This is a genomic window from Bifidobacterium asteroides, assembly GCF_009683175.1.
In the GTDB taxonomy this organism is placed as follows: domain Bacteria; phylum Actinomycetota; class Actinomycetes; order Actinomycetales; family Bifidobacteriaceae; genus Bombiscardovia; species Bombiscardovia asteroides_H.
On record NZ_WKKW01000003.1, the window covers coordinates 24,056 to 49,698 of the forward strand.

Consider the following 25,643-nt stretch of genomic DNA (forward strand, 5'->3'; position numbering starts at 1 on the left):
AAAGCACTAAGAGAAAAGAGTGATGTAATGAAACATGCAAAAGGGCTGAAGCGCCTAGTGGCTTGTGCCGGCGTGCTGGCCATGTTTCTCGGTGTCACCGCCTGCGGAGGTAGCAAGCAGAGCAGTGGCGACGAGAATGTGGAGCTGAACGTCTGGGCATGGGAGCCCACCCTGAAAGCCGCAACCAAGGAGTTCGAGAAGAAGTACCCGAACATCAAGATCAAGCTGCAGAACGCCGGGACAGCCAAGGAGCAGTACACGGCGCTTGACAACGCCTTCCAGGCAGGCAAGGGAGCACCCGATGTGGCGCAAATCGAACTCTATGCCCTGAGCCAGTATGCCATCAATGATCGGCTGACCGATCTGAGTGACAGGACCAAGGGCTACTCGAAGTTCTACAATCCTGGCACTTGGAATTCGGTTCTGGTCAACAAAAAGCCCTACGGGCTGCCCTTTGGCTCGGGGGCCATGGCCTTCTTCTACAACAAGGATGTGTTCGACAAGGCGGGCGTCGATGCGACCCAGATCAAGACCTGGGATCAGTATTACGAGGCTGCTAAGAAGATTCGGGCGGTGGGTTCCTACATCGCTGCCGATTCCGGTGACGCGGGCTTCTTCGACGCCATGATCTGGCAGGCCAATGGGCATCCTTACAAGCTGTCCGCAGATGGCAAGGATCTGTCCATCAACCTTGATACCGACAAGGGGACTCAGAGCTTCATCAAGTGGTGGCAGAAGATGATCGACGAGGATTTGGTCGACACCAAGACCGTCATCTGGACCGAAGACTGGAACAAGAGCCTGAACAATGGCAAGCTCGCCTCTGCGCTGATCGGCTGCTGGATCCCAACTACTCTGGTCAACGTGGCACCCGACCAAGCAGGCAAGTGGAGGGTCACGACCATGCCCACCCAGGATGGGTCTGCTGTCAACTCCAACCATGGCGGTTCGTCGCTGGCGATTATGGCTTCAAGCAAGAAGACCGATGCAGCCTATAAGTACATCGATTTCATCTCGCGGAACCAGGCCAGCATTGACGCTCGTGTGGCAGGCGGTTCATTCCCTGACGATGTGAAGACCACTGAATCGAAGAAGTTCAAGGAGGCAACCACAGTCAAGAACACCAAGGGCGATGACATCGAATACTTCGGCGGTCAGAAGTACAACGAGGTCCTGGCCAAGGCGGCAAGCGATGTGATCCCTGGCCACGCCACGCTGCCCTTCGAGGTCTATGCGCGGACGGTATTCGCTGACGATGTCGGTTCTGCCTATACCGATAAGAAGATCACTCTGAAGCAGGGTGTGGATGCCTGGCAGAAGCACCTGAAGGAATACGGTAAGCAGCAGGGCTTCAACGTGCACTGATCTTCATAAAGTAAATGGAAACGCTGCCGTTGCCTTGTATTGTTTGAGTATGAGGCAACGGCATTGCCGTATTGGTAAGGACGAAGCCCTATGGCTGATGTATGCGTTGTTTCGTGGCTTCGTTTAAAGGTCGTCAGGAGCGGCTGTCCGTGATTCGTGGGGAAATTGGTTTGTGCGGAAAGGAGGGTACGTCATGGCGAAGCCTGCTGAACACGGCATCGATGTCAATGCCTCTGACTTTTTGATTCATACTCCTTCGGCTATTGCGCGGACGACTTTCTTCTATCCGCTGCGGGTGGGCAAATTCTCCTATGAACCCGGCTACAGGCTGGAGCGACGATCCTTTGACAGCTATCTGATCATTCATATCGATAGTGGCAGGCTGACGCTGAATCTGCCCGAAGGTTCTTTTGTGGCTGAGGAGGGCCGGTTTGCGCTGGTCAACTGCTACGCGCACCATGCCTACGGCACCGATGTCCCGACGACCGCCCAATGGCTCCACTTCGACGGCATCATGGCCCGGCCATACTACGACTACATCATCAGGAAGCTGAGCAATGTCTTCATGCTCTCCTCCGAGACCTACGCCTTGGAGCGGATGCGGACCATTACCTCCTTGATGACAGCGGAAAACGGCTATTCGGAAGCGAGGATGTCCAAATACATCACCGACCTGCTCACCGAGTTTGCCGATGAGCAGCCGCGATCCTTCAAACGAAAGCAGGAGGAGGTGGTAGAGGACACAATCGCTTATGTGTCCTCCCACTTGTATGAGCCGCTCACCGTCTCCGAGCTGGCCAAGCGGGTCTTTCTGAGCGAGTACCACTTCATCCGATTGTTCAAGCAGGAGACCGGCATCACGCCCCATGCCTACCTGGTGGATTCCCGGATTCATGCGGTGCAGTATTTGCTGGTAAACACAGGGATGTCCATACGACAGATTTGCCAGCAGTGCGGTTTCACATCCGAATCCTCACTGTGTGCCTCCTTCAAGAAGAGCACGGGTATGACGCCTATGAAGTATCGCAGGCTCAAGCAGGGCGGGTGACTGACACGTATTGATTGTGCTGTCGGCTCCAGCGGCTTACCCGTATAAACGCATTTCTAAAATGCGCGGTTTACGCAATCACAAAGTCCGGCCTTTCATGCATCTGTTCCTCGACATAGGCTGAATCGAAGGTGAACGATAATTCGTTACCGTAATTCGGTTTGAAATGCTGCTCCTATTCCTTTACGCAACGTATGCTGAATGGAATAGGAGCAGCAGCAAATCTGCCTGAAAGGTCGTCGGGCTAAGTCAGACCTTGTCTAAGCCAGACCATGTTCGTACCTGCTCAGCTAGGCTTTCTTCCTGGCTACCATCGAGAAGGTCAGGGGGATCTGAGGCTGATCGTGGGGCATGACCCATCCCTGGAGATCAGAATTGTACTCAAGCATTGGCAGTGACTGCCAGTCGTCCACATTATGCTCGCCGATGGCCTCTATGGTCAGTCCGGCATCCAGAAGAGCACTGCTTATTTCCTGAAAGTCATGAGCCCAATTGTGATTGGTGGTGTGCGTAATTCGGGGTTTTGTCCCAGCTTCGAGCGAGTCGGATGCTGAGGTGTAGCTTTGATCAGTCTCATAAGTCGTTTCTGTTCCGCCAAAATAATCTTGAACTATAGACAAGCCCTCATTGTTCAAGGCGAAGAGCAGGGGATGGTTGTCGCGGATTATAAATATTCCGCCGTCTGCTAGCAGGGTGGCTATTGAACGAGCCCAGTCCTTCAGATCGGGAAGCCAGGTGATGGTTCCGCAGCTGGTGACGATGACATCGAACGAGCCTTGTTGCTGGGGCATGGCATCAGCAGCGCAACGAGCATCGCTTTGAACATAGGTTATGGATGCGCCGGCCCGCTCAGACAGTTTCCTGGCATAATCCAGCGAGGTCGGGGAGAAATCCAGTCCATATACATCTCGTGCTCCCAAGCGCCACCATGACAGGGTATCAGAACCTATATGGCATTGCAGATGCAAAAGGCGCAGCCCTTTGATGCTGTGTTCGGGCAGATGGGGCTTCAAAACCTCCAGATCGCGCAAGGTCACGGGCGACAGGGCGGATGGGTCATCCGCAAAAGCGTCAAGGTCTCCATAACCGCCGTTGGCGTGCACAACTGCCCTGTCATTCCAGTTGAGAAGATTATCTTCTACATCCTTGTTTCGGTGCATTTGATGAGGCATGGTATTTCTCTCGAATGATGCTTATCGACAGTGATTGAGCCTGTCGATGTTCAAACCTGTAATGATGCTATACTATCGGCATCATTTGGCAAGTTGACAATGAATATTAGAAGCCTGGCTGTGTCGATTTCAATCAAGTCGACTTTGATCACGACAGTTGGTTCCTCCTGTTATCATACGTTATCTACTGGCTTTCAATTGCAGGTTTGTAAGCTATCTTCAAATACCCACTTTGCCAAAAACATGGTGTTCCGCATGAGGGTGAGGAAAACAGCATCGTAAAACTATGTTCAAAAAAGATGGGGCTATATAAAGTGACGTGTTAAATCTGGTCAAGTAACCTGCTGAGTCCATAAGATATCCGTTACAGCATCGGACTTTTCATTTCAGAAATATATAGTTAATTATGTCAGAATGGCGATGAAGCTGATGTAAAAGGAGATTGCATTGTCATCTAATAGCCAGCTGTTAATACTCGGCAATGGTTTTGACCTCCAGTGCGGGCTGAAATCCAGTTTCAACGATTTCATGAAAACGAGGCTGGAAAAAGTCCAGGAAATAAGCAAAGTATTAAAGGTATCGAAACATCTGACGTACATTGACATCACCCGACCAGATGGGATACTAAGAAAAGGCAATTTACTGTCCTACTGGCTTTGGAAGAAGGGCCTGACTGTTTGGGATTTCATTCTGTATGAGGACAGACAACAAAGAACATGGTATGACATAGAGGATTGCATCAGAACCTGGGTCGATTACCATCTGGCACCTGATAATGCTTCCTATAAGAATCATATACTACAAATCTGTCTGGACTATGGAAAATCCGATCAGAATAAGGACTCTAACTCTGCATTTCCTGTAAAAGCGGAACAGTACGTATTAATGTATGCATGCGATCTCTACCGCTGGGATGGTCAGCCCGGAACACTCCTGGATATTCTCCTGCGTGAACTGCGCCGCTATGAGCAAGCGTTTGCCAACTACCTGCAGGAACAAATAGAGGAGAATTCTGATTATTTGATTCGTGCAACCAGCTTGCTGACGAATTTGGTCAATGACCAAACATCCGTACCTGCGTTCAATGCCAATATTTCTGCCAAGCAGTACAAAGGTGATTCAGCATCGGTCAACATATTGGATTTCAATTATACGTACCCAATAATAGAGGATTGGGGAAATAAGCCGACCTGTCTTAACGTTCACGGTTTGGCCAACAAAAGAAATATTATTTTCGGCATAGATGGAACGAAATTAAGTACAGATCATGAATATTATGCGAACATCGTTAAATTTACGAAAACGTATCGTCTTATGGCGCTGAGCAGCCATTCTCACAGATCTCTGGTCCGCCCATATCTGTCTTATTCCCCAGGTGGAGTGACGGACATGATCAAGTTCTTCGGTCATTCCTTGGGTGATGCAGACTACTCATACTTTCAAGCTATCTTCGATGAAGTAGACCTTTACGAGAGCAATACACGGCTTATTTTCTACTATAACAAACACCGTTTAAATGATGAAGAGGAGACAAGGCAGAGAGAGAAGAGTGTGCAGGAGGAGATGTTCGAGAAAGTCAATCGTCTTATCGTCACCTATGGTCAAACTCAAAATAATAAAGATCATGGTAAGAACCTGCTACACAAGCTGCTTTTGGAAGGTAGACTGACTATCAAGCAAGCTCCTATGGGCAGACATAAAAAGTAATGCGAATATAATTGAATGGTCAAATTATCATCCGACGGGTCTTCATAGATTCAAAATGAAATCCTGCAGCAATTGTGAAGAAGCCAACAATTTTCTATATACGTTTACGCATTAGTTTTGCACGTATGAAAGCTCCGATTGCTTTAGGTTATCGTGCTGTCCTTTCGAATGGCACCAGCCGAAGCAATTTTAGCTGATTGTTGACTTCGATATCCCATAAACTCCGGACGACGGGTTTTCGACCTCCCGTTTCCATTCGGGCTGGCGATTGCTTATCAAGACCGGATGTACGTGCCGGTAGCCTCCCTACTCTCTCACTGACATTATTGATTTGGCAATCTACCGTGTCTGTTAAGAGCAAGCGGACTTACCATTAGTCGAGACGAATTCCTCGTCTTTCAATATCAGGGTGCAGCCGACTTCTGACTCACTCATCATGGTGTGTCAGAGCTTAACCATTGGTATGTCAGCTAAGCCTAGTATCAGCCTGTCCAAAATGGGGCCCTGCTCGTGTTGCCTGGTACTCGTATCTGCCGAACCGATGGAGTTGACGTATCTGCTCGCACATGTTGAGTGACAGTCAGCCTACGGGCACGTGGCAATGCCGACAGTACAGTATATGCAAAAGCTGTCTATGTACAGCTAGTGTATTTCTCTAATCCGATTCTTTGGCACTGGCTACTCACCGCTTCTATCATAAGCTCGAGCGTTGCGTACTCCCGTGCAACATTCAAGTTTTGTTTGGTCAAAATTTGTCTTACGGCATTTTTCGCCAGGACGTGTTGTGCAGCATCTACTTTACTTTTATCAAGGACCAATATAGTTTGCTGATCCTTCGTCTTGTAATACGCGAAACACTATCTGTCGGCGATCAAGTTATGCAGAACGTTTCTTTTTCCATTAGGAAGGGGAGTATCTTTCGAAACGCCTTGCATGCGGCATAGAGTGTCACAAAGCCAGATATGGGTTGGGAGATATGAACGCCTTCGATGATGACCTTTCCCGTTCTTATGTATTGCAGGTTTGATGCCTGAGAATGGATGCACAAATAAAAGCAAAACAAAACAGAAAACGGAAACCGATAAACATTATGAGTAATAATTCGGTAAACATTTTCGGATGACAGGGCGTCGATATGGTGAGTACCACCAGCCGCATCGAGTAACTACTCAATAGAGTCGACCTCATTGTCTTGCTGGTCGGGTTGGAATCTGGGCGAGAACAGCATATGCAGTACACGCTCGGCATGAGAGAATCTTAAGCAGAACAAGAACGGAGGGAAACGCACATGAGCGAGTACGGATTGCTGAGCACCAAACAACTTGCCGGACTCCTGTACTCCATGGGCCGCACCTTTGATGGACTGCAGTCGACCTTCATGGCTACTGAAGAGTTCCTGCGCACGGGCAACCCCCAAGTTGTCAATTCCAAGGCTGACTACAACCTTCTGCTTGATTTGCGACAGGCTGCAGAGTACATCCTGCACTATGACTATGCGCACAAGCCGATTGACCTGGCGTACGTAAAGTCCATCAATGCACAGATGACAAGGACCGCGGCCATGGAACCCGGCAAGCTGCGCGACGAATGCACTCCCGTCATGGTCAACACCCCTTTGGGAAGGTACGAGCCACCTCTACCTGATCCTGCCGCCATCGCATCTCTGATAAAAAGCACCGTGAGGGGAGCAACTGAGGAGGACATTCTGGAAGGTGCGGTGCGTCTTTTCGTTGGCTTAGCCAAAATGCAGCCATTTGGTGACGGCAATAAGAGGACCGCGCTGCTCGCTGGCAACGGGTTGATGATTGGGCACGGCGACCGGTATCTGCTCACTGTGCCTACAAGTGATAAGGACAGAACCTGGTTCAACCGGGAATTGGCCGCTTATTACCTCAACAATGATCAGACGATCATTCGCCACTTGGCCGAGTGGAACAGGCAGCAGGCACTGCAGACCGAACAGAAAGAGAATCGGGACGACGTGCCGTCCTCTTTTCCTCAACAGACTCGCGGAACTCAGATGGATAGCCCCACTCTGTAGCGTCTTCTTACTTTCGGCTTTGGACGGTCAAACGAGCATAACGATCAGCACATGGTGTGAATCAGCCCGTACCTGATTGATCGCTCTGACTTCGATGGACTGCCCGGCATCTGCATTCAGCCGGACCGCGTATAAGCTCGACTAACGTTACCGACACCTAATCCGCGACGGGCCACCCATGCCAATGTACATGTGTGGAAGCAGGCAGCGGGGGTTACTTAAGGCGAGGCGTCAGAATACATAAGCCATAGGGTTGGGAAACTGTTGCAGAGAGTAAAGCCTGGTACTTCTTTATTTCTGAACTTTCAGGGTGCCCCGGATGCGATTCGAACGCACGACACCTTCTTTAGGAGAGAAGTGCTCTATCCCCTGAGCTACCGGGGCAACGGAAACTACTGTACCACGAAGTGGGACTTGGGCAGGCCGCTGATGTGCAGGCCCAGGGGGAGGCCCTGTAGCCGTGCTCTTCCTGGAGAAGTTGGCTCCCTATTCCAGCCCGCCGTATGTCCATGGTTTACAATTGCTCCACGGTCGAACTGACTATACATCCCTAAGAGGGGACCGGGTTGGCGATGATTTGCTGGAGGAGACCATGGCGAGATTCAGACAGTCCTTCCTGGTGAGGCATATCTTTGGGTGGGTGGCCAGGCTGTTGGCGTTGGTCAGCTTGGTGGCCCTAGCGGCGCGTGCCTGCCCTGCATGGCTGTCTTCGATCCCATACCTACCGGATCTGGTTGCTCTGACGCCCTGGTTCATCCTCTTGGGCCTCCTTGCCCTGGTCCTGGCTCTTATGGCTTCACGATGGTTTACGGCTTTGGTCCTTATCGCCGCCGTGGCTCTGAATGTCTACTGGCAGTATCCCTTCTACCAGGAAGGATCCGAGCTCAATGGCCAGGCTGATCAGCTCATGGCCCTTGAGCATCCCGACCGCTATGACGACGTAGCTCGGGTCATGACCCTGAATGTCTACAAGGGCCAGGCCGATGCCGATCAGATCGTCAAGACTGTCAGCGACAACCGTGTCGAGGTGTTGGCTCTGCAGGAGGTCAGCAAGGATTTTGTGGACAGTCTGCACAAGGCCGGCATCGACCGCTATCTGCCACATGAGCAGCTTTCCACATCTTCGAAAGAATATGCCAACGGTCTTTGGACGGCCGCGCCGATGCAGTCGCCCTCAAAGGACGATGTGGGTTCTCGCTCTTCCATGATGCCGGCGGCCAGCATTGACTTCGGCAGGGGGAAGACCAGCGTCAGATTCGTCTCGGTCCACACCACCTCGCCGCAACCGGGCAGCTGGAATGCCTGGCGACGCAGCGTGTCCGACTTGGGGAAGCTTCGGAAGCACGAGCACACTCGATACGTGCTGATGGGAGATTTCAACGCCACCTATGATCATGCAGTCTTCCGAGACATGCTGGGGGAGCGGTTCAGTGATGGGGCGCGTCAGGCCGGGCATGGTATGAGCATGACCTGGCCGGCCAACCGATCCCCATTGCCCAGGTTGGTGGCCATCGATCATGTTGTTGTGGACCGTGACATCAGGGCCAACCGGCTTCAGACCATACCTATCGCAGGTTCGGATCATGCGGCCCTGCTGGCCACGGTGATGGTGGAGTAGAGGGCTCTCAGGCATCCAGGTTGGATTGGGTGCCAGCCTGGGCTCCGGCGCTGGCCTGCTCCTGCTGGGCGGCGTCGAGCTTGGCCCGCACCTGACCCAGCAGCTCCTGGGCGCGCTTGGCCAAGGCTTCGCCGATCTCCCACTGACGCATGGAGGCATCCAGATCCAGGCCACCGGCTTCAAGGGCCTGAACCGCCTGGATCAGCTGGTCCCGAGCCTGCTCATAGGGCAGTTTGGCGATGGTCTCGCGTTCCTTTTGACTCAAGGCCGAAGCCAGTACCGGCTGTTCCTTGCCCTGCTCCTTGGTCTGCTCCTCGTCGGTGTCGCTCATGCCTGCTCCTCTTCTTATCTGATTTCTATCTGGTGCGTTATCAAATTTCTGGTGATGTGGATAAGTATCGCGGATGATCATACGCGGCAGATCCCGTCGGACCGGTCACTGTCCGCTGACGACCCTGGTCTCTATCCGGCCTTCTTTGACAGTCAGGGTCAGATCCTGATCGGTCTGAACCTGCTGGGGACTGACGACCACCTTCCCGTCCAGGGTCTGCACGACTGCGTATCCGCGGTCCAGCGTGGACTGGGGAGAAAGGGCGGTCAGCGAGGACTGGAGCTTCTCCACGGTCAGGGAGGCGTCGTCCACGATCCGACGAAGGGCGATGTCCAGGCGAACCAGGGACTCATCTACCAGCCGTTGGGGCTTGTCCAGCATGGTCTGTGGCTTGGTCAGGCTGGGGCGGTTGGCATAACCTTCAATCAGCCGTGTCTCGCCTTCGACCATATTCTCGATTCGCGCGTTTATGCGCATCCGGGCCTCCTGGATGATGCCCTCCTGCTCGACCAGGTCGGGTACCACCCTCTTGGCTGCGTCGGTGGGGGTGGAGGCACGCAGATCCGCCGCCAAATCGATCAGGGTCCAGTCGTCTTCGTGGCCGATGGCCGAGACGATGGGGGTGACGCAGGCCGCCGTGGCCCGGACCACGGACTCGTCCGAGAAGCCCAGCAGATCCTCAAAGCTGCCGCCGCCCCTGGCCACGATAATCACATCCACAGCCGGATCAGCATCCAGCTTCTGGATGGCCTCGACCACCTCGGGCGGGCACTGAGGGCCCTGGACGTGGGCGTGCACTACCGAAAATTCGATGGTGGGCCAGCGCAGACGGGCGTTGGTGATTACATCCCCCTCGGCTCTGGCCTTGGGTGCGCAGATCAGGCCGATGCGCCGGGGAAACTCGGGCAGGGGAACCTTGTTTTCTGCGTCAAAGAGGCCCTCGCCCTTGAGCTTACGCCTGAGCTGGTCGATCTGCTCCTTCAGGTCGCCGGTGCCCACACGCTTGATCCGGTCGGCCATGAAGCTCAGACGGGTCTGTTTGATCCACAGGTCGGGCCGTCCGTGCACCACCACCCGGTCGCCCTGGCGGAACTCCCTGGCCTGGGTGGCGAAGGCACGGAAGCCCATGACGTTGATGGAGATGTCCTCGAAGTTGTCGCGCAGGGTCAGATATGCCGAACCGGTCCGGCGGGTGTTGATCTCCACGATCTGACCCTCCACCCAGGCTCCGGGCCAGCGGGCCACTGCGTCGTGGTACTTCTGGCTGAGCACACTGACCGGCCAGGGGTCTTCCTCGGTGGTATCCCGCGCCAGGCGGGGCAGCTGATCCAAGGGCTTGGGGGCCAGTCCAGACGGGGCTGAGCCAGACGGCGCACCCATCGACCCGCGCATGTTCGAACCCATGTATGCTCGCACCTGATGCCTCCTGACCATCGGTTCCGCCAGCCTGGCCAATCCATCCGGCATAGCCTGTACAGGATGGTATGCGGGTTGGTCGGCGAAGGAAACGTCCTTTCAGGGTCTCTCAATACGGGGACAATTCCATGTCCTCTGCAGGTCCCCCACAGGTCCTCTGCTGGCTGCTCCTGAGCCGATTTCGCCGAGGGCACAGTTCCATTTCTTCCGATTGCGGACAGGTTGGGGTTGCGGCGAAAGTGTGGAGGAGAAGGGTTGGAACAACGCCTTGATGCACCTTCCCTCGTCTGGGGCTTGCCTGCAGCAGAGGCGGTTTTGCTGTTGGCTGTGTCAAAGCAGACAGTCTTGATTCCTCCATACCGCAGAAGTTATTCACGCTCTGGCGGTAGCATAAATAAAGCAAGCCGGATATGATGTGGTGTCTGCTTTTCGAACCCATCATGCGGCGGTCTCACGGATTGAGGTTGTTTCATGTCTGATGGCATCGACATAGCGGGTCGATATAAGGGCACAGGACCGCGGGATCTCCTGCGTGTGGGTTTGGACATCGGTTCCACCACAGTCAAGGCAGTGGTTCTCGGCACAGGGGACAGGCTGGATCAAGCGCTTTTCAGTGACTATCGCCGCCACCATGCCAATGTGCGGCAGTGCGTGGCGGAACTGGTCACCGACATCAAGCTTTCCCTGTCACGGGTTGGCCTGGCCGGCAACCCCATCAGCCTGGTGATCACCGGCTCGGGCGGGTTGGAACTGGCCAGTCAGCTCCAGGCTGAGTTCGCCCAGGAAGTCATCGCCGAGACCGAGGCCATCAACGCCACCTATCCCGAGGGGGACGTGATCATCGAGCTGGGCGGCGAGGATGCCAAGATCACCTATCTGAAGCCTACCCCGGAGCAGCGGATGAACGGATCCTGCGCAGGCGGGACCGGAGCCTTCATCGACCAGATGGCCACCCTGCTCAATACCGATGCTTCCGGCCTGAACGATATGGCTTCCAAGTACAAGACCATTTATCCCATTGCATCGCGTTGCGGGGTCTTCGCAAAATCCGATCTCCAGCCTCTGATCAACGACGGAGCCGCCAAGGAGGATCTGGCTGCATCCATCTTCAACGCTGTTGCCACTCAGACCATTTCAGGTCTGGCCTGCGGGCGTCCCATCCGTGGCAACGTGATCTTTTTGGGCGGGCCTCTCTTCTTTATGAGCGAGTTGCGGGAAGCCTTCAAGCGGATCCTCCAGGACAGGGTCAGTCGCTACATCATCCCTGAGAACGCACACCTCTACGTGGCCTATGGCGCCGCCATCATGGCTGGCCGCCACGACCAGGACGACCAGGACAAGGCTGCGCAGGTCAAGACCGACTACTCGCCAGAAACAGATGTGAACGACCCCTTCGGTCCTGCTTGGGGACTGGACCAGGCGGAGGTCGACAAGGCACAGTCTGAGAAGGCTTCGAACCTGGACAAGATGGCTCTGCAGGATGCCATGCAGGATGGCCGCACCACCACGCTGGTCGGCGGCGACGATAAAGTCCAGGCGGCCGAGACCGGCAAGGATGCTCGCCAGGATCAAGACATGCATTTTGATCTGACTTCCTTGGATGGCGTCCTCTCCGCCCTGAAGGGCCTGGAGAACATGCCTTCCACAGCCAGAACGATCCGCCCGCTCTTCCTGAATGAGGAGGAGCGCAAGGAGTTCAATGACCGGCATGGTGCCCAGGTCATCCCTACCGGGGACCTGTCCGGAGCCAAGGGGCCGCACTTCCTGGGCATTGATGCGGGCAGCACCACCATCAAGGCCGTCCTGATCAACGACGACAAGACCATCGTCTGGTCCACTTACGGGGTGCACAAGGACAGCCCCCTGATTGCCGCCGCCAACATCGTCAAGGAGGTCAGGAAGTCCCTGCCCGAGGGTGCTTACATCGCCCGCGCCTGCGCTACTGGCTATGGTGAGGGTCTGGTCAAGGCCGGCCTGCATGTTGACGAGGGCGTGGTCGAGACCATGGCCCACTACCGGGCCGCCGAGGAGATCAGCCCCGGTGTCACCTCGGTCATCGACATCGGCGGACAGGACATGAAGTACATCGCCGTCAACGACGGGGTCATCGATTCGATTTGCGTCAACGAGGCCTGCTCGGCCGGCTGCGGGTCCTTCCTGCAGACCTTCGCCCAGTCCATGGGCATCAGCATCCAGGAGTTTACCAAGCAGGCGCTGGCCTCCGAGGCTCCGACCGATCTCGGTTCCCGTTGCACGGTTTTCATGAACTCCTCGGTCAAGCAGGCTCAGAAGGAGGGTGCCTCCCCGGAGGATATCGCCGCAGGACTCTGCTACTCGGTGGTCAGGAACGCCCTTTACAAGGTCATCAAGCTGCGTGACGCCAACGCCCTGGGGCCGGTGGTTGTGGTCCAGGGAGGCACCTTCCTCAACGATGCTGTTCTGCGGGCCTTCGAACTCCTGACCGGTCGCCAGGTGACCAGGCCCAACATCGCCGGGCTCATGGGAGCATATGGTGCCGCACTGACGGCCCGTATGCACTGCCCGCAGAATGAAGAGGTCGAGGATTTGGCTGCGGCCAGTTCCCACGTGGCCCACCCCTCCATGAACGTGGGTGACGGGGAGAAGTCCATGGCCAGCACGCCTACCACCCCCAATAGGGCGCCAGCTTCCACCAAGACGAAGTTGTCGCCAGCCGCCGTCAACAAGATGGCCTCCAAGAACGACCAGGGGTTCAAGACGACCCTGCCCGATCTGAAGGTGCAGGACGGCCATGTGGTCAGCTCCATCCTGGCAGGGGATGATCTGGACAACCTGTCCATGACCACCACCCACGATGTCTGCAAGCTCTGCCAGAACCACTGCAAGCTGACCATCACCGAATTCGAAGACGGCGGCCGCTATGTGACCGGGAACCGTTGCGAGCGTGGCGGAGACAAGAACCGTAAGCGCTCCGACAGGCCCAACCTCTATGACTTCAAGTACAAGCGGGCCTTCGCCTATCGTCGTTTGACCCCAGACAAGGCCACCAGGGGCGATATCGGCATTCCCCGCGTGCTCAACATGTATGAGGACTACCCCTTCTGGTTCACCCTGCTGACCTCGCTGGGCTTCCGGGTCATGATCTCCGGGCGGTCCAACCACGAGCTCTTCGAGAGCGGGATGGAGTCCATCGCCTCCGAGAACATCTGCTACCCGGCCAAGCTGGTCCACGGGCACATCCACTCCCTGGTGGACAAGGGCATCAAGACCATCTTCTACCCTTGCGTCACCTACGAGCAGGAGCTGGTTCCGGATACGGACAACCACTACAACTGCCCAATCGTGGCCAATTACCCGGTGGTGATCGAGGCCAACATGGGCGAGCTCAAGGAGAACGGCGTCCGCTTCATGCGGCCCTACTTCAACCTGTCCAACAAGGAGAAGATGGTTGAGCGGATCGTCAAGGTCTTCGACTGGGCCAAGGTGAGCGAGGAGGAGGCCCGGACGGCCGTCCAGGAGGCCTACCGTGAGGATGCCCGGTTCAAGGAGGATGTCCGCCAGGAGGGGCTTCGTGCCCTGGCCTACATGCAGGAGTACGGAGTCAAGGGCGTGGTCCTGTCCGGACGACCATACCATGTGGACCCCGAGGTCAACCACGGCATTCCCGAGACCATCTGCTCCCTGGGCATGGCTGTACTCTCCGAGGATTCGATCTGCGAGCTGGACGTGCATAAACTGCCCAAGCTGAGCGACTACATCATCCCGGCGGCAGGGGAGCGGGCCCTGGCCTCCAACAACCCCACAGCCGCCAAGTTCCGCAAGACCGTGCCGGGCTTTGGTGACGACCATCAGAAGATGCCTCTGAGGGTGACCGACCAGTGGGCCTACCACTCCAGGCTCTATTCCGCCGCCAGGTTCGTCTCCGAGTATCCCGACCTGCAGCTGGTCCAGCTGGTCAGCTTCGGATGCGGCGTGGATGCCATCACCACCGACCAGGTCCAGGAGATTCTGGCCGACAAGGGCGATGTCTACACACAGCTGAAGATCGACGAGGTCTCCAACCTGGGCGCAGCCAAGATCCGTCTGCGCTCGCTGAAGGCCGCCATGGACGAACGCCATCAGCGGGATCTGACCCAAAAGGACAGCGAAGACCAGAATGAAGCGTCCGTTATGGAGCAGGCGCCTGTGAAGGTCGCGGCTAAGGTTGCCGACGACCCATCGCCTGACCGGGTCAAAGCGGAGGATTCATCCGATTCTCAAGATTCGCAAGACCTTGCAAGCCATATTGAAGCAGTGGAAGCGGATGCGCCTGACCAGCCGAAATCCGATGGGTTCCGGTCCACCAACGCGCAGAAGATCAACCTCTCCCAGCGCAAGGCCGACATCGTGGCTCTGGCCCGGTTCGTGGCCCTGCACGACAAAAGCGATCAGGGTCTGATAGGTCTTCACCCCATGGGCATCAGACCCATCCGGGAGACCATGGCATCGCGGCAGAAGGAAGCCGAAAGCAAGTCGGCAGAGCGCCCGGCTGAACAGGACAAAGCTGTTCAGCCCAGCGGGGCCGCTGCCAAGCCGACCCTGTCCAAGTACGCCACCGAGCATCGCTTCACCAAGGAGATGGGGCACAAATTCACAGTGGTGGCACCGCAGATGTCCCCCGTGCACTTCTCCCTCCTGGAGGCGGTCTTCTCCAGCGCCGACTATCACTTCGAGCTCCTGAAGCATGCCACAGCCGAAGATATCAATACCGGGGTCAAGTACGTCAACAACGATGCCTGCTTCCCTGCCATCATCGTGGTGGGGCAGCTGGTGAACGCCTTCCTGTCCGGCAGGTTCGACCCGCACAAGTGCGCGGTCATCGTCACTCAGACCGGCGGCATGTGCAGGGCCACCAACTACTATGGCCTTCTGCGCAAGGCCATGGCTGATGCCGGCTATGGCTACGTCCCCATCATCACCCTGAGCGTTCAAGGATTCCGGGCCAATCCCGGCCTTCAGGTAACTCCGGCTCTGCTGCACCGCGCCGTCAAGGCCTTCTATCTGGGCGATGCCATGATCGAATGCCTGCTCAGGGTCCGCCCCTACGAGCAGGAGCCCGGCTCGGCCAACAGGCTCTACAAGCTTTGGGACACGATCTGCAAGGAGACCATCGAACACCACGGGTACTCCAAGACCGCCAAGAAGGTCTACGGTCATGGATATCTGCCTTACCGCACGCTGATGAAGCGGATGATCCGGGCCTTTGACCAGTTGCCCCTGCGCAATATCCCCCGCAAGCCTCGAGTGGGTGTAGTCGGAGAGATCCTGGTCAAGTACCATCCCGATGCCAACAACCATGTGGTCGACCTGATCGAAAGCCAGGGCTGCGAGGCTGTACTCCCCGGCGTCTGCGACTTCATGGTCAACGGCATCTCCAACGCCGAATGGAACGAGGAGATGCTGGGCACCGGCGGCCAGGTGGGTGTCAAGAAGATCGTCCTCAAGGCTGCTGATGTCTACCGTGCCCCCATGATCGCCGGCTTCAAGGCTTCCCATGGGAAGTTCGACATTCCCTCCCACATCAGTGACCTGAGGGAGAAGGCCGCCTCGGTTACCTCCCTGGGTGTTCAGGCCGGAGAGGGCTGGCTCCTGACCGGCGAGATCATCGAGCTTATCCAGTCCGGCGCCCCAAACATCGTGTGCGCACAGCCCTTCGCCTGCCTGCCCAACCATGTGACGGGACGCGGCATGTTCGGCAAGATCCGCAGGACCTACCCTGAGGCCAACATTGTCTCGATCGACTACGATCCCGGCGCCTCGGAAGCCAACCAGCTCAACAGGATCAAGCTGATGATCGCCGCTGCCAAGAAGCCGGGCGACCAACAAAAGCTCAGCCAGGACCGTAAGGCTGCCGTCGAATCCCAGCCCGCGGAATCGACCGTTCAGGACGAGGAGAAGGTTCTGGAGAGCCTGTAGTCGTCAGGCCGGGGACGGTGTTTGTAGATAACGCGCCGGCCCCGGAACTGCTGAACCACGAAGATCAAGGAAAGAGGGGGGTCCCATGACCAGTCGCGAAGAGATCAAGGCTCTGCTGGACACCGACCAGATTTACATTGCCGATACACCCGAAATGAAGCAGGTCCAGGACGCCCAGCAGGATCTGGTCTTCGAATTCAACGCCTGCCGCCCTACCCAGGTGGGAAAGAAGCAGGACCTCTGCAGGCAGATGTTCGGTTCATTCGGCCAAGGCAGCTGGATTGAGGGACCAGTCCGGGCCAACTGGGCCTGTAACACCTACTGGGGAAGCAAATGCTATGCCAACTTCAACCTGGTTCTGGTTGATGATGGACGCATTGACATAGGCGACCACACCATGTTTGGACCGAACGTCACCGTCGTCACCACTGGGCACACAATTCGGCCCGATATACGCATATATGGAACACCACAGTTCACTGTCCCGGTCAGCATCGGCAGGAATGTGTGGATCGGCGCAGGTGTCATCATTATGCCGGGAGTGACCATCGGAGACAACACGGTAATCGGGGCTGGTTCCCTGGTCACCAAGGACATCCCCTCTGACGTGGTCGCCTACGGCCACCCCTGCAAGGTCGTCCGTCCCATCGATGAGCATGATTATGAATACTTCTGGAGGGATCGCAGGTATCGGGCGCCTTATGATGCCCGGCCCTTCAAGATGGAAGAAGAGGGCTGACTTCTCGGATGTCTCTGCCGGCTGGTCCGGCCTTGTCAGGGAGACCGCCGCCTCTATGCAGTCTGTGCTGTTCAGCGGTACCCATCCCAGAGCGGCAGAGGGAAAAGCAAGTCTTTGAACAGGTTCCATTCCTGGACATAGTCGATTTTCGGTTCCCGTAGCAGTCGTATTTGTATGCCGTCCATGACTTCCATGCTCATCCTGACGCTGTCTTGCATATCTCTGGACCAATCCATGCCATCGGGGAGCGCCCAGGGGAACTTGGAATAATGCTTCCACACTTCTTCTGGTCTGTGGAGAAAATAGTCATGCAAGGGATGGTTGGTGGAGATGGCCTCGGTTTCCAGGACCGTATATAGCTGCGTGAGTTCAGGCTGGCTGGCATTGTGGGCGACCAGATAGTCAAAATAGGCCGGAAGATGAGGATGGTTCGGGTCGGATCCGGGTAGGCCCGTCTGCAAGAATTCCTCCGGGGTGCCATAGACGTCATAGATGTCGGTGATCAAGAGGGAGAGCAGTCCTTCCTTGCTGCCTACGTAATGGAGAACGCCCGGTTGAGACATGTCCACCATATCGGCAACGTCCTTGAGCGATATACCGTTGTATCCGTGTCTGCTGATGAGGTGGGCGGCGGCCTGTGTGATTTCCGCCCGTCTCACCTCTGGTGATTTTCTGGTTCGGCTCGCCATATTCCGGTCTTATGGCTCCTCTCCGCAGTTTCTGAGTGTCCTCATGCTGCTGGTTGTTTGATACTTATGGTACATGGGTGGTGCATGGGGATGGATTCGCAACAGTGATGAGGGAGTAGTTCAACAGGGTTTCAACCCAATCAGGTAAATGAAAAGGAGCCAATAGGCACTCCTTGATCTGCCTTAAGTAACTGATTTGACATTTATATCGAACATCTGTTAGATATATGGTTATCTAATGATTGGTAGATATGGCTGTCTGCCGGCATTGGACGTGTCAGAGAAGACTAAATAATAGAGAGGTCGACACCATGAGCGACTCAGCAGCCCCGGGGTTGGGGGATTCTGAACTTCTGCAGGCGCATAAGGCAGCCTTGGCTGCTGCCGACAAGAACCCCATGCTCTCGCCTGAAACTGGCAAACCAGTCCCGAAAAAGACCCTGTTCAGGTTTGGCGCGAGCTTCCTGGCCTTCGGCATTCTGTGGATGTCGGGCCTGGGCATCGTCAGCATCGTGCTGCTTCCCGAGCATCTCAAGCAGGTTCCAGGCATCGCTCCCGAGGCGCTGATGGGCATAGTCAATGCCTGTACGGCCGTAGCTTCGCTGGTCTCCAACCTGCTTTTCGGAAACTTTTCTGATCGCAGCCGCTCCCGGTACGGGCGTCGGACCCCATGGGTCCTGGGCGGCGCAGTCCTGGGCGGCGTAACCCTGTTCCTGACCGGCATGACCACCAACCCGGTCCTGTTGACCATCGTCTATTGCCTCTGCATGTTCGGTCTGAACTGCATGATCGCCCCCATGGTGGCCATCCTGTCCGACCGCGTGCCTTCAGGTGTGCGCGGAACACTGTCCGCCTTCTATGGAGCAGGCTCTACCATCGGTTCGCCCATCGGCTCCCTGATCGGCGCGGCCCTGGTGACTCATATGTTCACAGGCTTCGTCCTCGCAGGTGTACTCATGTTCCTGGGTGGTGTCGTGGCCATTCTGATCATGCCCAAGGAAGGATCGGCTACTTACCTGCCCAAGGACGAAGGCACCCTCATGGATGTGCTCAAGTCTTTCCAGCCTCCACGCTTCCATGGGGCCCATGACTTCTATAAGGCCTTCGCCGGCAGGCTCTGCATGTTGCTGAGCTATCAGATGATCTCCGCCTATCAGCTCTACATCATCGAGAAGTATGTGGGTCAAACCGTAACCCAGGCTGCCGCCACCATTTCGGTCATGTCAGTCATCACCATGGTGGTATCTCTTTTGGGTTCTTTGGTCTCCGGCCCGATTTCGGATTTGATCGGACGGCGTAAGGTGCCGGTGGTCATCGCCTCGGTCCTCTTCGCCATCGGCATCGCCATGCCCTGGATCAGCCCCACGGTCATGGGCATGTATCTATACGCCGGCATCGCCGGGTTCGGCTACGGAGTCTATTCTTCCGTCGACCAGGCGCTTAACGTCGATGTCCTGCCCAGCAAGGAGGAGGCCGGCAAGGATCTGGGCATCCTGAACCTGGCAACCACGCTGGGACAGATGGCCGGCCCTCTGGTCATGTCCTTCATCACGCTGAACTGGGGATATGCGGCGGCCTTTCCCACGGCCATCGCCTTCGCCCTGTTGGGATGCGTCTTTATCCTGTTGATCAGAAACGTCAAGTGATTTTGGCTGTTCCAGTCATACAGGCAAACCATGCAAAGGAGCAGAAGATTCATGAATAGGAATGCAGAACCGATCTGGGTTGCGACCACTCGCCAACAGGCCATGCAGGAGCAGCACTTGGCTGTCTCTGCGCTGGAGTCATCGCCCGATTTGGAATACACCGGCGGTAAGTTGCAGACTCTGCGAGGGTTTGGCGGCTGCTTCAATGAGTTGGGGTGGCTGCCCTTGCAGGAGTTGGGGGAGGAGAAACGTGATGGGGTCATCCGTGAGCTCTTTAGCCCGGACGAGCTGAATCTGACCTTCAACAGGACCCCGGTGGGCGCCAATGACTTCGCTGCGGGTTGGTACAGTTACGACGAGACCGACGGCGACTATGACCTGGAGCATTTCAGCGTCGACCACGACGAGCAGACCCTGATTCCGTATATCCGCCAGGCTCAGAAGTATCAGCCGCACATGGGACTGTTCGCCAGCCCCTGGAGCCCGCCCACCTGGATGAAACGCCCCAAGGTCTACAATTTCGGGCGAATCGACATGAGCGAGCGCAATCTCACTGCCTACGCCCGCTACCTTCTGTGGTATGTGCGCGAGTATGACCGCCGCGGCATCCACATCGACCAGCTGCACGTGCAGAACGAGGTCTTTGCGGACCAGAAATTCCCCTCCTGCCTATGGTCCAGCGAGGATATGCGCATCTTCATCCGCGACTACCTGGGTCCGCTCTTTGCCAAGGAGGCTCCGGATACGGCCATCTTCCTGGGAACACTCAATGGTCCCGAGGATATGAAATTCGCTCCCGAAGGCATGATTTTGGAGAACTACAACCGGTATGTGGACAACATCCTCTTCGACGAGGACTGCCGTAGGTACATTGCCGGCATCGGCTACCAGTGGGCCGGCCAGCATGTCATCGAGCGCACCCACCAGTCCTGGCCGGAGATTGAGTTGGAGCAGACCGAGTCCGAATGCGGTATGGGCGGCAACACCTGGGAGTACGCCGAATACGTTTTCTCGCTGGTCAACCGGTATCTTCGGGCCGGAGCCACCTGCTACACCTACTGGAACATGGTCCTGGGCCAGGGCATATCGACCTGGGGATGGCGGCAGAACTCCCTCTTCTCCATCGACACCACCACCGGCCAGGTCAGGCGGAATCCCGAGTATTACGTCATGCGCCACTACTCGCACTATGTGCGCCCGGGCGCTCGCCTGCTGGATACCCGCGGTCATTTCAGCTCCATGGCCACAGCCTTCGAAAATCCGGATGGATCGATTGTTGTCGTGGCACAGAACGCCCTGGATCGCGCCATGCCCTTCTCCTTCTCCGGGCCGGAAGAAGACGGCGAAGAGAGACAAGGCTTTAAGGCGACCCTGGAGCCACGATCCTTCAACACTTTCGTCCTATGAATTTAACCCTGTAGATTGAGATTGGAGTTCATCATGACAGACAACGCAGTCCGCACACGCCTTCCGGACAGGCTCATCTTCGGATGCGCCTACTACGACGAATACATGCCCTATGAGCGGGTGGACAAAGACATGTCCATGATGAAGTCCGCTGGCATCACCACCATTCGTATCGCCGAATCCACCTGGAGCACCCTGGAGCCCCAGCCCGGCGTATTCGACTTCAGCCATGTGGACCGCGTGCTGGACGCTGCCGGGCGCTTCGGCATTCAGGTCATCGTGGGCACGCCCACCTATGCCGTCCCCGCCTGGCTGGTCGCCATGCATCCGGATGTTTTGGCGGACACCCCCAAGGGCCACAACCGGTATGGCGCTCGCCAGATCATGGACATTGTCAATCCTTCCTACCGGTACTATGGCGAGCGCGTCATCCGCAGGCTGATAAGCCATGTGGCCGACAACTCCCAGGTGATTGGCTACCAGGTCGACAATGAGACCAAGTACTACGACTGTGTGTCTCCCGACATGCAGCGCCTCTTCGTCAAGGATCTGCGACGGCGCTTTGACAATGATCTGGACCGTCTCAATGCTGCCTTTGGCCTGGACTACTGGTCCAACAGGATCGACTCCTGGGAGGACTTTCCCGATCTGACCGGGACCATCAATGCATCCCTGGGGTCGGCCTTCGATCGTTTCCGCCGAAGCCAGGTCAGCCGCTACCTGGCTTGGCAGGCTGGCATCGTGCGCGAATACGCTCGCGAGGACCAGTTCGTCACACACAACTTCGATTTTGACTGGGGCCCGGGCTGGTCATATGGCGTCCAACCAGCCGTCGATCACTTCGAGGCGGCCGAATGCCTGGATGTGGCCGGTGTGGACATCTACCACCCCACTGAGGATGACCTGACCGGCAAGGAGATCGCCTTCGGCGGGGACATGACCCGCAGTCTGAAAGGTGGCGCCAGCTATCTGGTTCTGGAAACCGAGGCCCAGGGGCAGAACGGCTGGTTGCCTTACCCGGGCCAGCTGCGGCTGCAGGCATACAGCCATCTGGCCTCGGGTGCTGACGGGGTCATGTACTGGCACTGGCATTCCATCCACAACTCCTTCGAGACTTACTGGAAGGGGCTGCTTTCACAGGATATGGAACCCAACCTCACCTATGAGGAGGCCGGCCGGTTCGGCAGGCAGATAGCGCGGAAGGGTGTGGGGGAGCGTCTGATCAACCTTCAAAAGCGCAACAAGGTCGCCATCATGGTGGGCAACGACTCCCTGACCGCCCTGGACTGGTTCTCCCTGGAGACCGGCTTCCCCCGTCAGCAGGGGCAGATCTCCTACAATGATGTGGTCAGAAGGGTCTACGATGCCCTCTTCGAACTCAACATCGAGTGCGATTTCATCAGCGACAAGGCTGACCGGTCCCAGCTGGGCCGCTATGCCATGGTCCTGGCTCCTGCACTCTACAGCACCAATGAGGATACGCTGAAGGCCCTGGCCGACTATGTCCATCAGGGAGGTCACCTGGTGGCCACGCTGCGCTCCTTTGTGGCGGATGAGAACCTCAAGGTCTGGCATGACAAGGCTCCGCACCTGCTGACCGACGTGTTCGGCATTGACTACAACCAATTCACCCGTCCCGGCAAGGGGCTCACCCTGGATCTGCATGGGTCCGACCAGGCCGGACTGGCCTGCCAGGGACTGATTGAGCTGCTGAATCCGAGACCAGGCACTCAGGTCCTGGCCTCTTATGACCACCCGGTCTGGGGGCGGTATGCGGCTGTGACCCGTCATGATTACGGCCACGGCAGCGCGGAGTGGATCGGCACCCTGCCCTCTGCCCAGGGCATGCGGATGCTACTCTCGGATGTGGCGGATGCAGCTGGCCTGGGCGGCCCCGCCCGGGACCTGGCTGGTCTGGTCACCGTGCGGGAGGGCATCAACGCCCGGGGGGAGCAGGTCTCTTACCTGCTCAATTATTCATCCAAGGAGGTCAAGCTGGACGCGCCTTACGGAGGGCATCTGCTGGTGGCCGACGGGCAGGCTGATCCTCAGGCGCAAGTGGACCAGGGCCAGCCCATGACCATCGGACCCTGGGACCTGGCGATCATCGTTCGATAGACCGGCTTCAGTCTGATCGGCTTGAGACTGACCGGATACGAAGAAAGGAAGGTGCCCAGATGGCATCAAGAAAGTTGACGGAGGACCTGCCCTACCGCAATCCCGACCTAAGCGTGGATGAGCGAGTGGCCGACCTGGTGGGCCGGATGACCCGTGAGGAGAAGGTGGGCCAGATGATGCAGCTTGATGCCCGCTCGGGAGTGGACAAGGAGGTGGTGGATCAGCACGCCGGGTCCCTGTTGCATGTCTCTCCGCAGAACATGATCAAGGCTGACAAGGCCGTTCATCGCACCCGTCTGGGCATTCCTCTGCTGATCGGCGATGACTGCATCCACGGCCATTCCTTCTTCCGCGGGGCCACCATTTTTCCCGAGCAGTTGGGCATGGCAGCCTCCTTCGACCCTGAACTGGTTCAGCGGATGGGGCGAGCCACAGCCCAGGAGGTCGCTACAACAGGCGTCCACTGGACCTTCTCCCCGGTGCTCTGCATCGCCAGGGACACCCGCTGGGGCCGGGTGGATGAGACCTTCGGCGAGGACCCCTTCCTGATCGGCGAGATGGCCTCGGCCATGGTGCGCGGTTATCAGGGCGGATCAGCCATGACCGGAACCCTGCCCAAGGACGCTGTGCTGGCCACGGCCAAGCACTTCGCCGGCTACTCCGAGACCCAGGGTGGGCGCGATGCCTCCGAGGCCGACCTTTCGCACCGTAAGCTGCTCTCCTGGTTCCTGCCGCCCTTCGAGCGCCTGGCCAAGGAGGGTGTGGCCACCTTCATGCTGGGCTACGAGTCCATCGACGGGGTACCGGTCACCATCAACAACTGGCTGCTCAACGACGTGCTTCGAGGGGAATGGGGTTACCAGGGCACCCTGATCACCGACTGGGACAACGTGGGCCGGATGGTCTGGGAGCAAAAGGTGCAGCCCGACTACACCAGGGCCGCTGCGGCCGCCGTCAAGGCCGGCAACGACCTGATCATGACCACGCCCGGTTTCTACCAGGGGGCCTTGGATGCACTTGATGCCGGGCTTCTGCGCGAGGAGGACCTTGACCGGGCGGTCAAGCACATCCTGGCCCTGAAATTCCGCATGGGGCTCTTCGAGGATCCGCGTCTGCCCGACCCAGAGGGCCAGAAGGTGGTCATCAACTCCCCGGAGCACCAGGAGCTCAATCTCCAGGTGGCCCAGGAGTCGGTAGTTCTTTTGAAGAACGACGGCATCCTGCCCCTGTTCGGCGGGGTGGACGCCGATGACCGCCCCGGTGACGGCTCGGCGCACAGCATAGCCCTGGTGGGTCCGCTGATCGACGATGCCCAGAACCAGCTGGGGGACTGGGCCGGCGGCTCGGGTCAGTGCGACTGGATCAAAGACCAGCCGCGGGAGATGATCTCGACCGTGGCCGACGGTCTGCGCCAGGAGCTGCCTGAAAACTGGCAGCTCAACTGCGAGCAGGGCGTCGACGTGCTTCGTCTGGTCGACGACCCGGCGGGCAAGCTCTTCCCCGATGGCCAGCCCAGGCCCAAGGTGGCGGCCCCGGCCAGGATCGATCAGGACCGCTTCGACAGGGCAGTGGACCTGGCCAGGCAAAGCGACCTGGTGGTTGCCGTGGTCGGCGACGTGGTCCAGCTGGTGGGCGAGGGCCGTTCGACTGCCACCCTGGAGCTCTACGGTCCTCAGCGCGATCTGCTGGATGCCCTGGCGCAGACGGGCAAGCCCATGGTCATCGTGCTCATGTCCTCCAAGCCGCTGATCCTGCCTCCGTCCGCACAGTCTGCCAGGGCTCTGATCTGGCAGCCCGACCCAGGCATGCAGGGCGGCCGTGCCCTGGCCGGGATTCTCACCGGCAAGGTTGAGCCCACAGGCAGGCTGCCCATCACCTTCCCCAGGCATGCCGGGCAGCTGCCGGTCTACTACAACCAGATCCGGGGCCAGCATGGTGACCGCTATGCCGATCTAACCCAGGATCCGGCCTTCGCTTTCGGTCAGGGTATGGGCTACACCACCTTTGCCTACGGAAAGCCCCGGGTCGATGGACCGGATACCGTCGGACCCGAGGACACGGTCAGGGTGACCGTGGACCTGACCAACACCGGCCAGAGGCCAGGCACTGAGGTGGTCCAGGCCTATATCAGCGACCTGGTGACCTCCGTCAGCTGGGCTGACCGCGAACTCAAGGCCTTCCAAAGGGTTCAGCTGGATCCAGGGCAGACCCGGAAGGTGGTCTTCGATCTACCGGTGTCCGAGTGGACCCTGGTTGATGCCGACTGCAATCGCAGGGTCGAGCCCGGTCGGTTCCAGGTGCTGGTGGGGCCCTCCTCGCGCAGGGAGGACCTGCAGGCTGTGACGGTGACCGTGGGTTGACCACCGTCCGGTAGCGGAACTCCTCGCGTGTTGGTTGCCCAGGGCCCTCGCC

15 protein-coding genes and 1 tRNA gene are annotated in these 25,643 nt (G+C 57.4%); 11 read left to right on the forward strand and 5 right to left on the reverse strand.

Annotated features, from left to right (window positions below; translation table 11 throughout):
• The first annotated feature begins 27 nt into the window (after window positions 1-27).
• Both GKC41_RS05415 and GKC41_RS05420 read left to right on the forward strand, forming a co-directional pair.
• On the forward strand, window positions 28-1,365 hold the full coding sequence (locus GKC41_RS05415) for an ABC transporter substrate-binding protein (protein WP_154313318.1): 1,338 nt from the start codon (window positions 28-30) through the stop codon (window positions 1,363-1,365).
• Window positions 1,366-1,558: 193 nt separating this feature from the next.
• Complete coding sequence (locus GKC41_RS05420) at window positions 1,559-2,413, forward strand: helix-turn-helix domain-containing protein (protein ID WP_154313319.1); 855 nt, start codon at window positions 1,559-1,561, stop codon at window positions 2,411-2,413.
• A gap of 290 nt (window positions 2,414-2,703) precedes the next feature.
• Here GKC41_RS05420 and GKC41_RS05425 read toward each other — a convergent pair whose 3' ends face one another.
• The gene (locus GKC41_RS05425) at window positions 2,704-3,573 is read right to left on the reverse strand and encodes a class I SAM-dependent methyltransferase (RefSeq protein ID WP_154313415.1); all 870 of its coding nucleotides are present in this window, start codon (window positions 3,571-3,573) and stop codon (window positions 2,704-2,706) included.
• A 459-nt stretch (window positions 3,574-4,032) separates the two neighbouring features.
• Here GKC41_RS05425 and GKC41_RS05430 point away from each other — a divergent pair, with 459 nt between their 5' ends.
• Together GKC41_RS05430 and GKC41_RS05435 are read left to right on the forward strand one after the other, a co-directional pair.
• Window positions 4,033-5,292, forward strand: a complete 1,260-nt coding sequence (locus GKC41_RS05430) for an AbiH family protein (protein ID WP_154313320.1) — start codon at window positions 4,033-4,035, stop codon at window positions 5,290-5,292.
• A 1,288-nt stretch (window positions 5,293-6,580) separates the two neighbouring features.
• On the forward strand, window positions 6,581-7,333 hold the full coding sequence (locus tag GKC41_RS05435; RefSeq protein ID WP_229281661.1) for a Fic family protein: 753 nt from the start codon (window positions 6,581-6,583) through the stop codon (window positions 7,331-7,333).
• 311 nt (window positions 7,334-7,644) lie between these two features.
• Here the strand turns inward: GKC41_RS05435 and GKC41_RS05440 are convergent.
• Window positions 7,645-7,717, reverse strand: a tRNA-Arg gene (locus tag GKC41_RS05440).
• Window positions 7,718-7,925: 208 nt separating this feature from the next.
• Here GKC41_RS05440 and GKC41_RS05445 point away from each other — a divergent pair.
• Complete coding sequence (locus GKC41_RS05445) at window positions 7,926-8,951, forward strand: endonuclease/exonuclease/phosphatase family protein (RefSeq protein WP_154313321.1); 1,026 nt, start codon at window positions 7,926-7,928, stop codon at window positions 8,949-8,951.
• Window positions 8,952-8,958: 7 nt separating this feature from the next.
• Here GKC41_RS05445 and GKC41_RS05450 read toward each other — a convergent pair whose 3' ends face one another.
• Window positions 8,959-9,282 carry an exodeoxyribonuclease VII small subunit gene (locus tag GKC41_RS05450; RefSeq protein WP_044097639.1) on the reverse strand — a complete coding sequence of 108 codons (324 nt, stop codon included), beginning with the start codon at window positions 9,280-9,282 and terminating at the stop codon, window positions 8,959-8,961.
• A 105-nt stretch (window positions 9,283-9,387) separates the two neighbouring features.
• A complete protein-coding gene (gene xseA / locus GKC41_RS05455) occupies window positions 9,388-10,662 on the reverse strand; it encodes an exodeoxyribonuclease VII large subunit (protein ID WP_154313417.1) in 1,275 nt (424 codons plus the stop codon).
• A 507-nt stretch (window positions 10,663-11,169) separates the two neighbouring features.
• On the opposite strand from xseA, the gene GKC41_RS05460 reads away from it, so the two are divergent.
• A complete protein-coding gene (locus GKC41_RS05460) occupies window positions 11,170-16,632 on the forward strand; it encodes an acyl-CoA dehydratase activase-related protein (RefSeq protein ID WP_154313322.1) in 5,463 nt (1,820 codons plus the stop codon).
• Between the two features lie 85 nt (window positions 16,633-16,717).
• Complete coding sequence (locus GKC41_RS05465) at window positions 16,718-17,371, forward strand: sugar O-acetyltransferase (protein WP_154313323.1); 654 nt, start codon at window positions 16,718-16,720, stop codon at window positions 17,369-17,371.
• Between the two features lie 71 nt (window positions 17,372-17,442).
• Here the strand turns inward: GKC41_RS05465 and GKC41_RS05470 are convergent, their stop codons facing one another.
• On the reverse strand, window positions 17,443-18,060 hold the full coding sequence (locus tag GKC41_RS05470) for a TetR/AcrR family transcriptional regulator (RefSeq protein ID WP_154313324.1): 618 nt from the start codon (window positions 18,058-18,060) through the stop codon (window positions 17,443-17,445).
• Between the two features lie 311 nt (window positions 18,061-18,371).
• On the opposite strand from GKC41_RS05470, the gene GKC41_RS05475 reads away from it, so the two are divergent.
• The 4 genes from GKC41_RS05475 to GKC41_RS05490 are packed head-to-tail and all read left to right on the forward strand — an operon-like array spanning window position 18,372 to window position 25,591.
• On the forward strand, window positions 18,372-19,706 hold the full coding sequence (locus tag GKC41_RS05475; RefSeq protein ID WP_154313325.1) for an MFS transporter: 1,335 nt from the start codon (window positions 18,372-18,374) through the stop codon (window positions 19,704-19,706).
• A 51-nt stretch (window positions 19,707-19,757) separates the two neighbouring features.
• The gene (locus GKC41_RS05480; protein WP_418904391.1) at window positions 19,758-21,113 is read left to right on the forward strand and encodes a glycoside hydrolase family 30 protein; all 1,356 of its coding nucleotides are present in this window, start codon (window positions 19,758-19,760) and stop codon (window positions 21,111-21,113) included.
• A 33-nt stretch (window positions 21,114-21,146) separates the two neighbouring features.
• Window positions 21,147-23,231 (forward strand): beta-galactosidase, encoded by a 2,085-nt coding sequence (locus GKC41_RS05485; RefSeq protein ID WP_154313327.1) that lies wholly within the window; start codon window positions 21,147-21,149, stop codon window positions 23,229-23,231.
• A gap of 59 nt (window positions 23,232-23,290) precedes the next feature.
• Window positions 23,291-25,591, forward strand: a complete 2,301-nt coding sequence (locus GKC41_RS05490) for a glycoside hydrolase family 3 N-terminal domain-containing protein (protein WP_154313328.1) — start codon at window positions 23,291-23,293, stop codon at window positions 25,589-25,591.
• Window positions 25,592-25,643 lie beyond the last annotated feature (52 nt).

Bases quoted from the DNA above. Each gene is read 5' to 3' on its own strand.
- GKC41_RS05485 (WP_154313327.1), top strand. From the start codon at position 21,147: ATGACAGACAACGCAGTCCGCACACGCCTTCCGGACAGGCTCATCTTC.
- GKC41_RS05445 (WP_154313321.1), top strand. From the start codon at position 7,926: ATGGCGAGATTCAGACAGTCCTTCCTGGTGAGGCATATCTTTGGGTGG.
- GKC41_RS05460 (WP_154313322.1), top strand. From the start codon at position 11,170: ATGTCTGATGGCATCGACATAGCGGGTCGATATAAGGGCACAGGACCG.
- GKC41_RS05490 (WP_154313328.1), top strand. From the start codon at position 23,291: ATGGCATCAAGAAAGTTGACGGAGGACCTGCCCTACCGCAATCCCGAC.
- GKC41_RS05425 (WP_154313415.1), bottom strand. From the start codon at position 3,573: ATGCACCGAAACAAGGATGTAGAAGATAATCTTCTCAACTGGAATGAC.
- GKC41_RS05465 (WP_154313323.1), top strand. From the start codon at position 16,718: ATGACCAGTCGCGAAGAGATCAAGGCTCTGCTGGACACCGACCAGATT.
- GKC41_RS05435 (WP_229281661.1), top strand. From the start codon at position 6,581: ATGAGCGAGTACGGATTGCTGAGCACCAAACAACTTGCCGGACTCCTG.
- GKC41_RS05480 (WP_418904391.1), top strand. From the start codon at position 19,758: ATGAATAGGAATGCAGAACCGATCTGGGTTGCGACCACTCGCCAACAG.
- GKC41_RS05470 (WP_154313324.1), bottom strand. From the start codon at position 18,060: ATGGCGAGCCGAACCAGAAAATCACCAGAGGTGAGACGGGCGGAAATC.
- GKC41_RS05450 (WP_044097639.1), bottom strand. From the start codon at position 9,282: ATGAGCGACACCGACGAGGAGCAGACCAAGGAGCAGGGCAAGGAACAG.
- GKC41_RS05415 (WP_154313318.1), top strand. From the start codon at position 28: ATGAAACATGCAAAAGGGCTGAAGCGCCTAGTGGCTTGTGCCGGCGTG.
- GKC41_RS05420 (WP_154313319.1), top strand. From the start codon at position 1,559: ATGGCGAAGCCTGCTGAACACGGCATCGATGTCAATGCCTCTGACTTT.
- GKC41_RS05475 (WP_154313325.1), top strand. From the start codon at position 18,372: ATGAGCGACTCAGCAGCCCCGGGGTTGGGGGATTCTGAACTTCTGCAG.
- xseA (WP_154313417.1), bottom strand. From the start codon at position 10,662: ATGGGTGCGCCGTCTGGCTCAGCCCCGTCTGGACTGGCCCCCAAGCCC.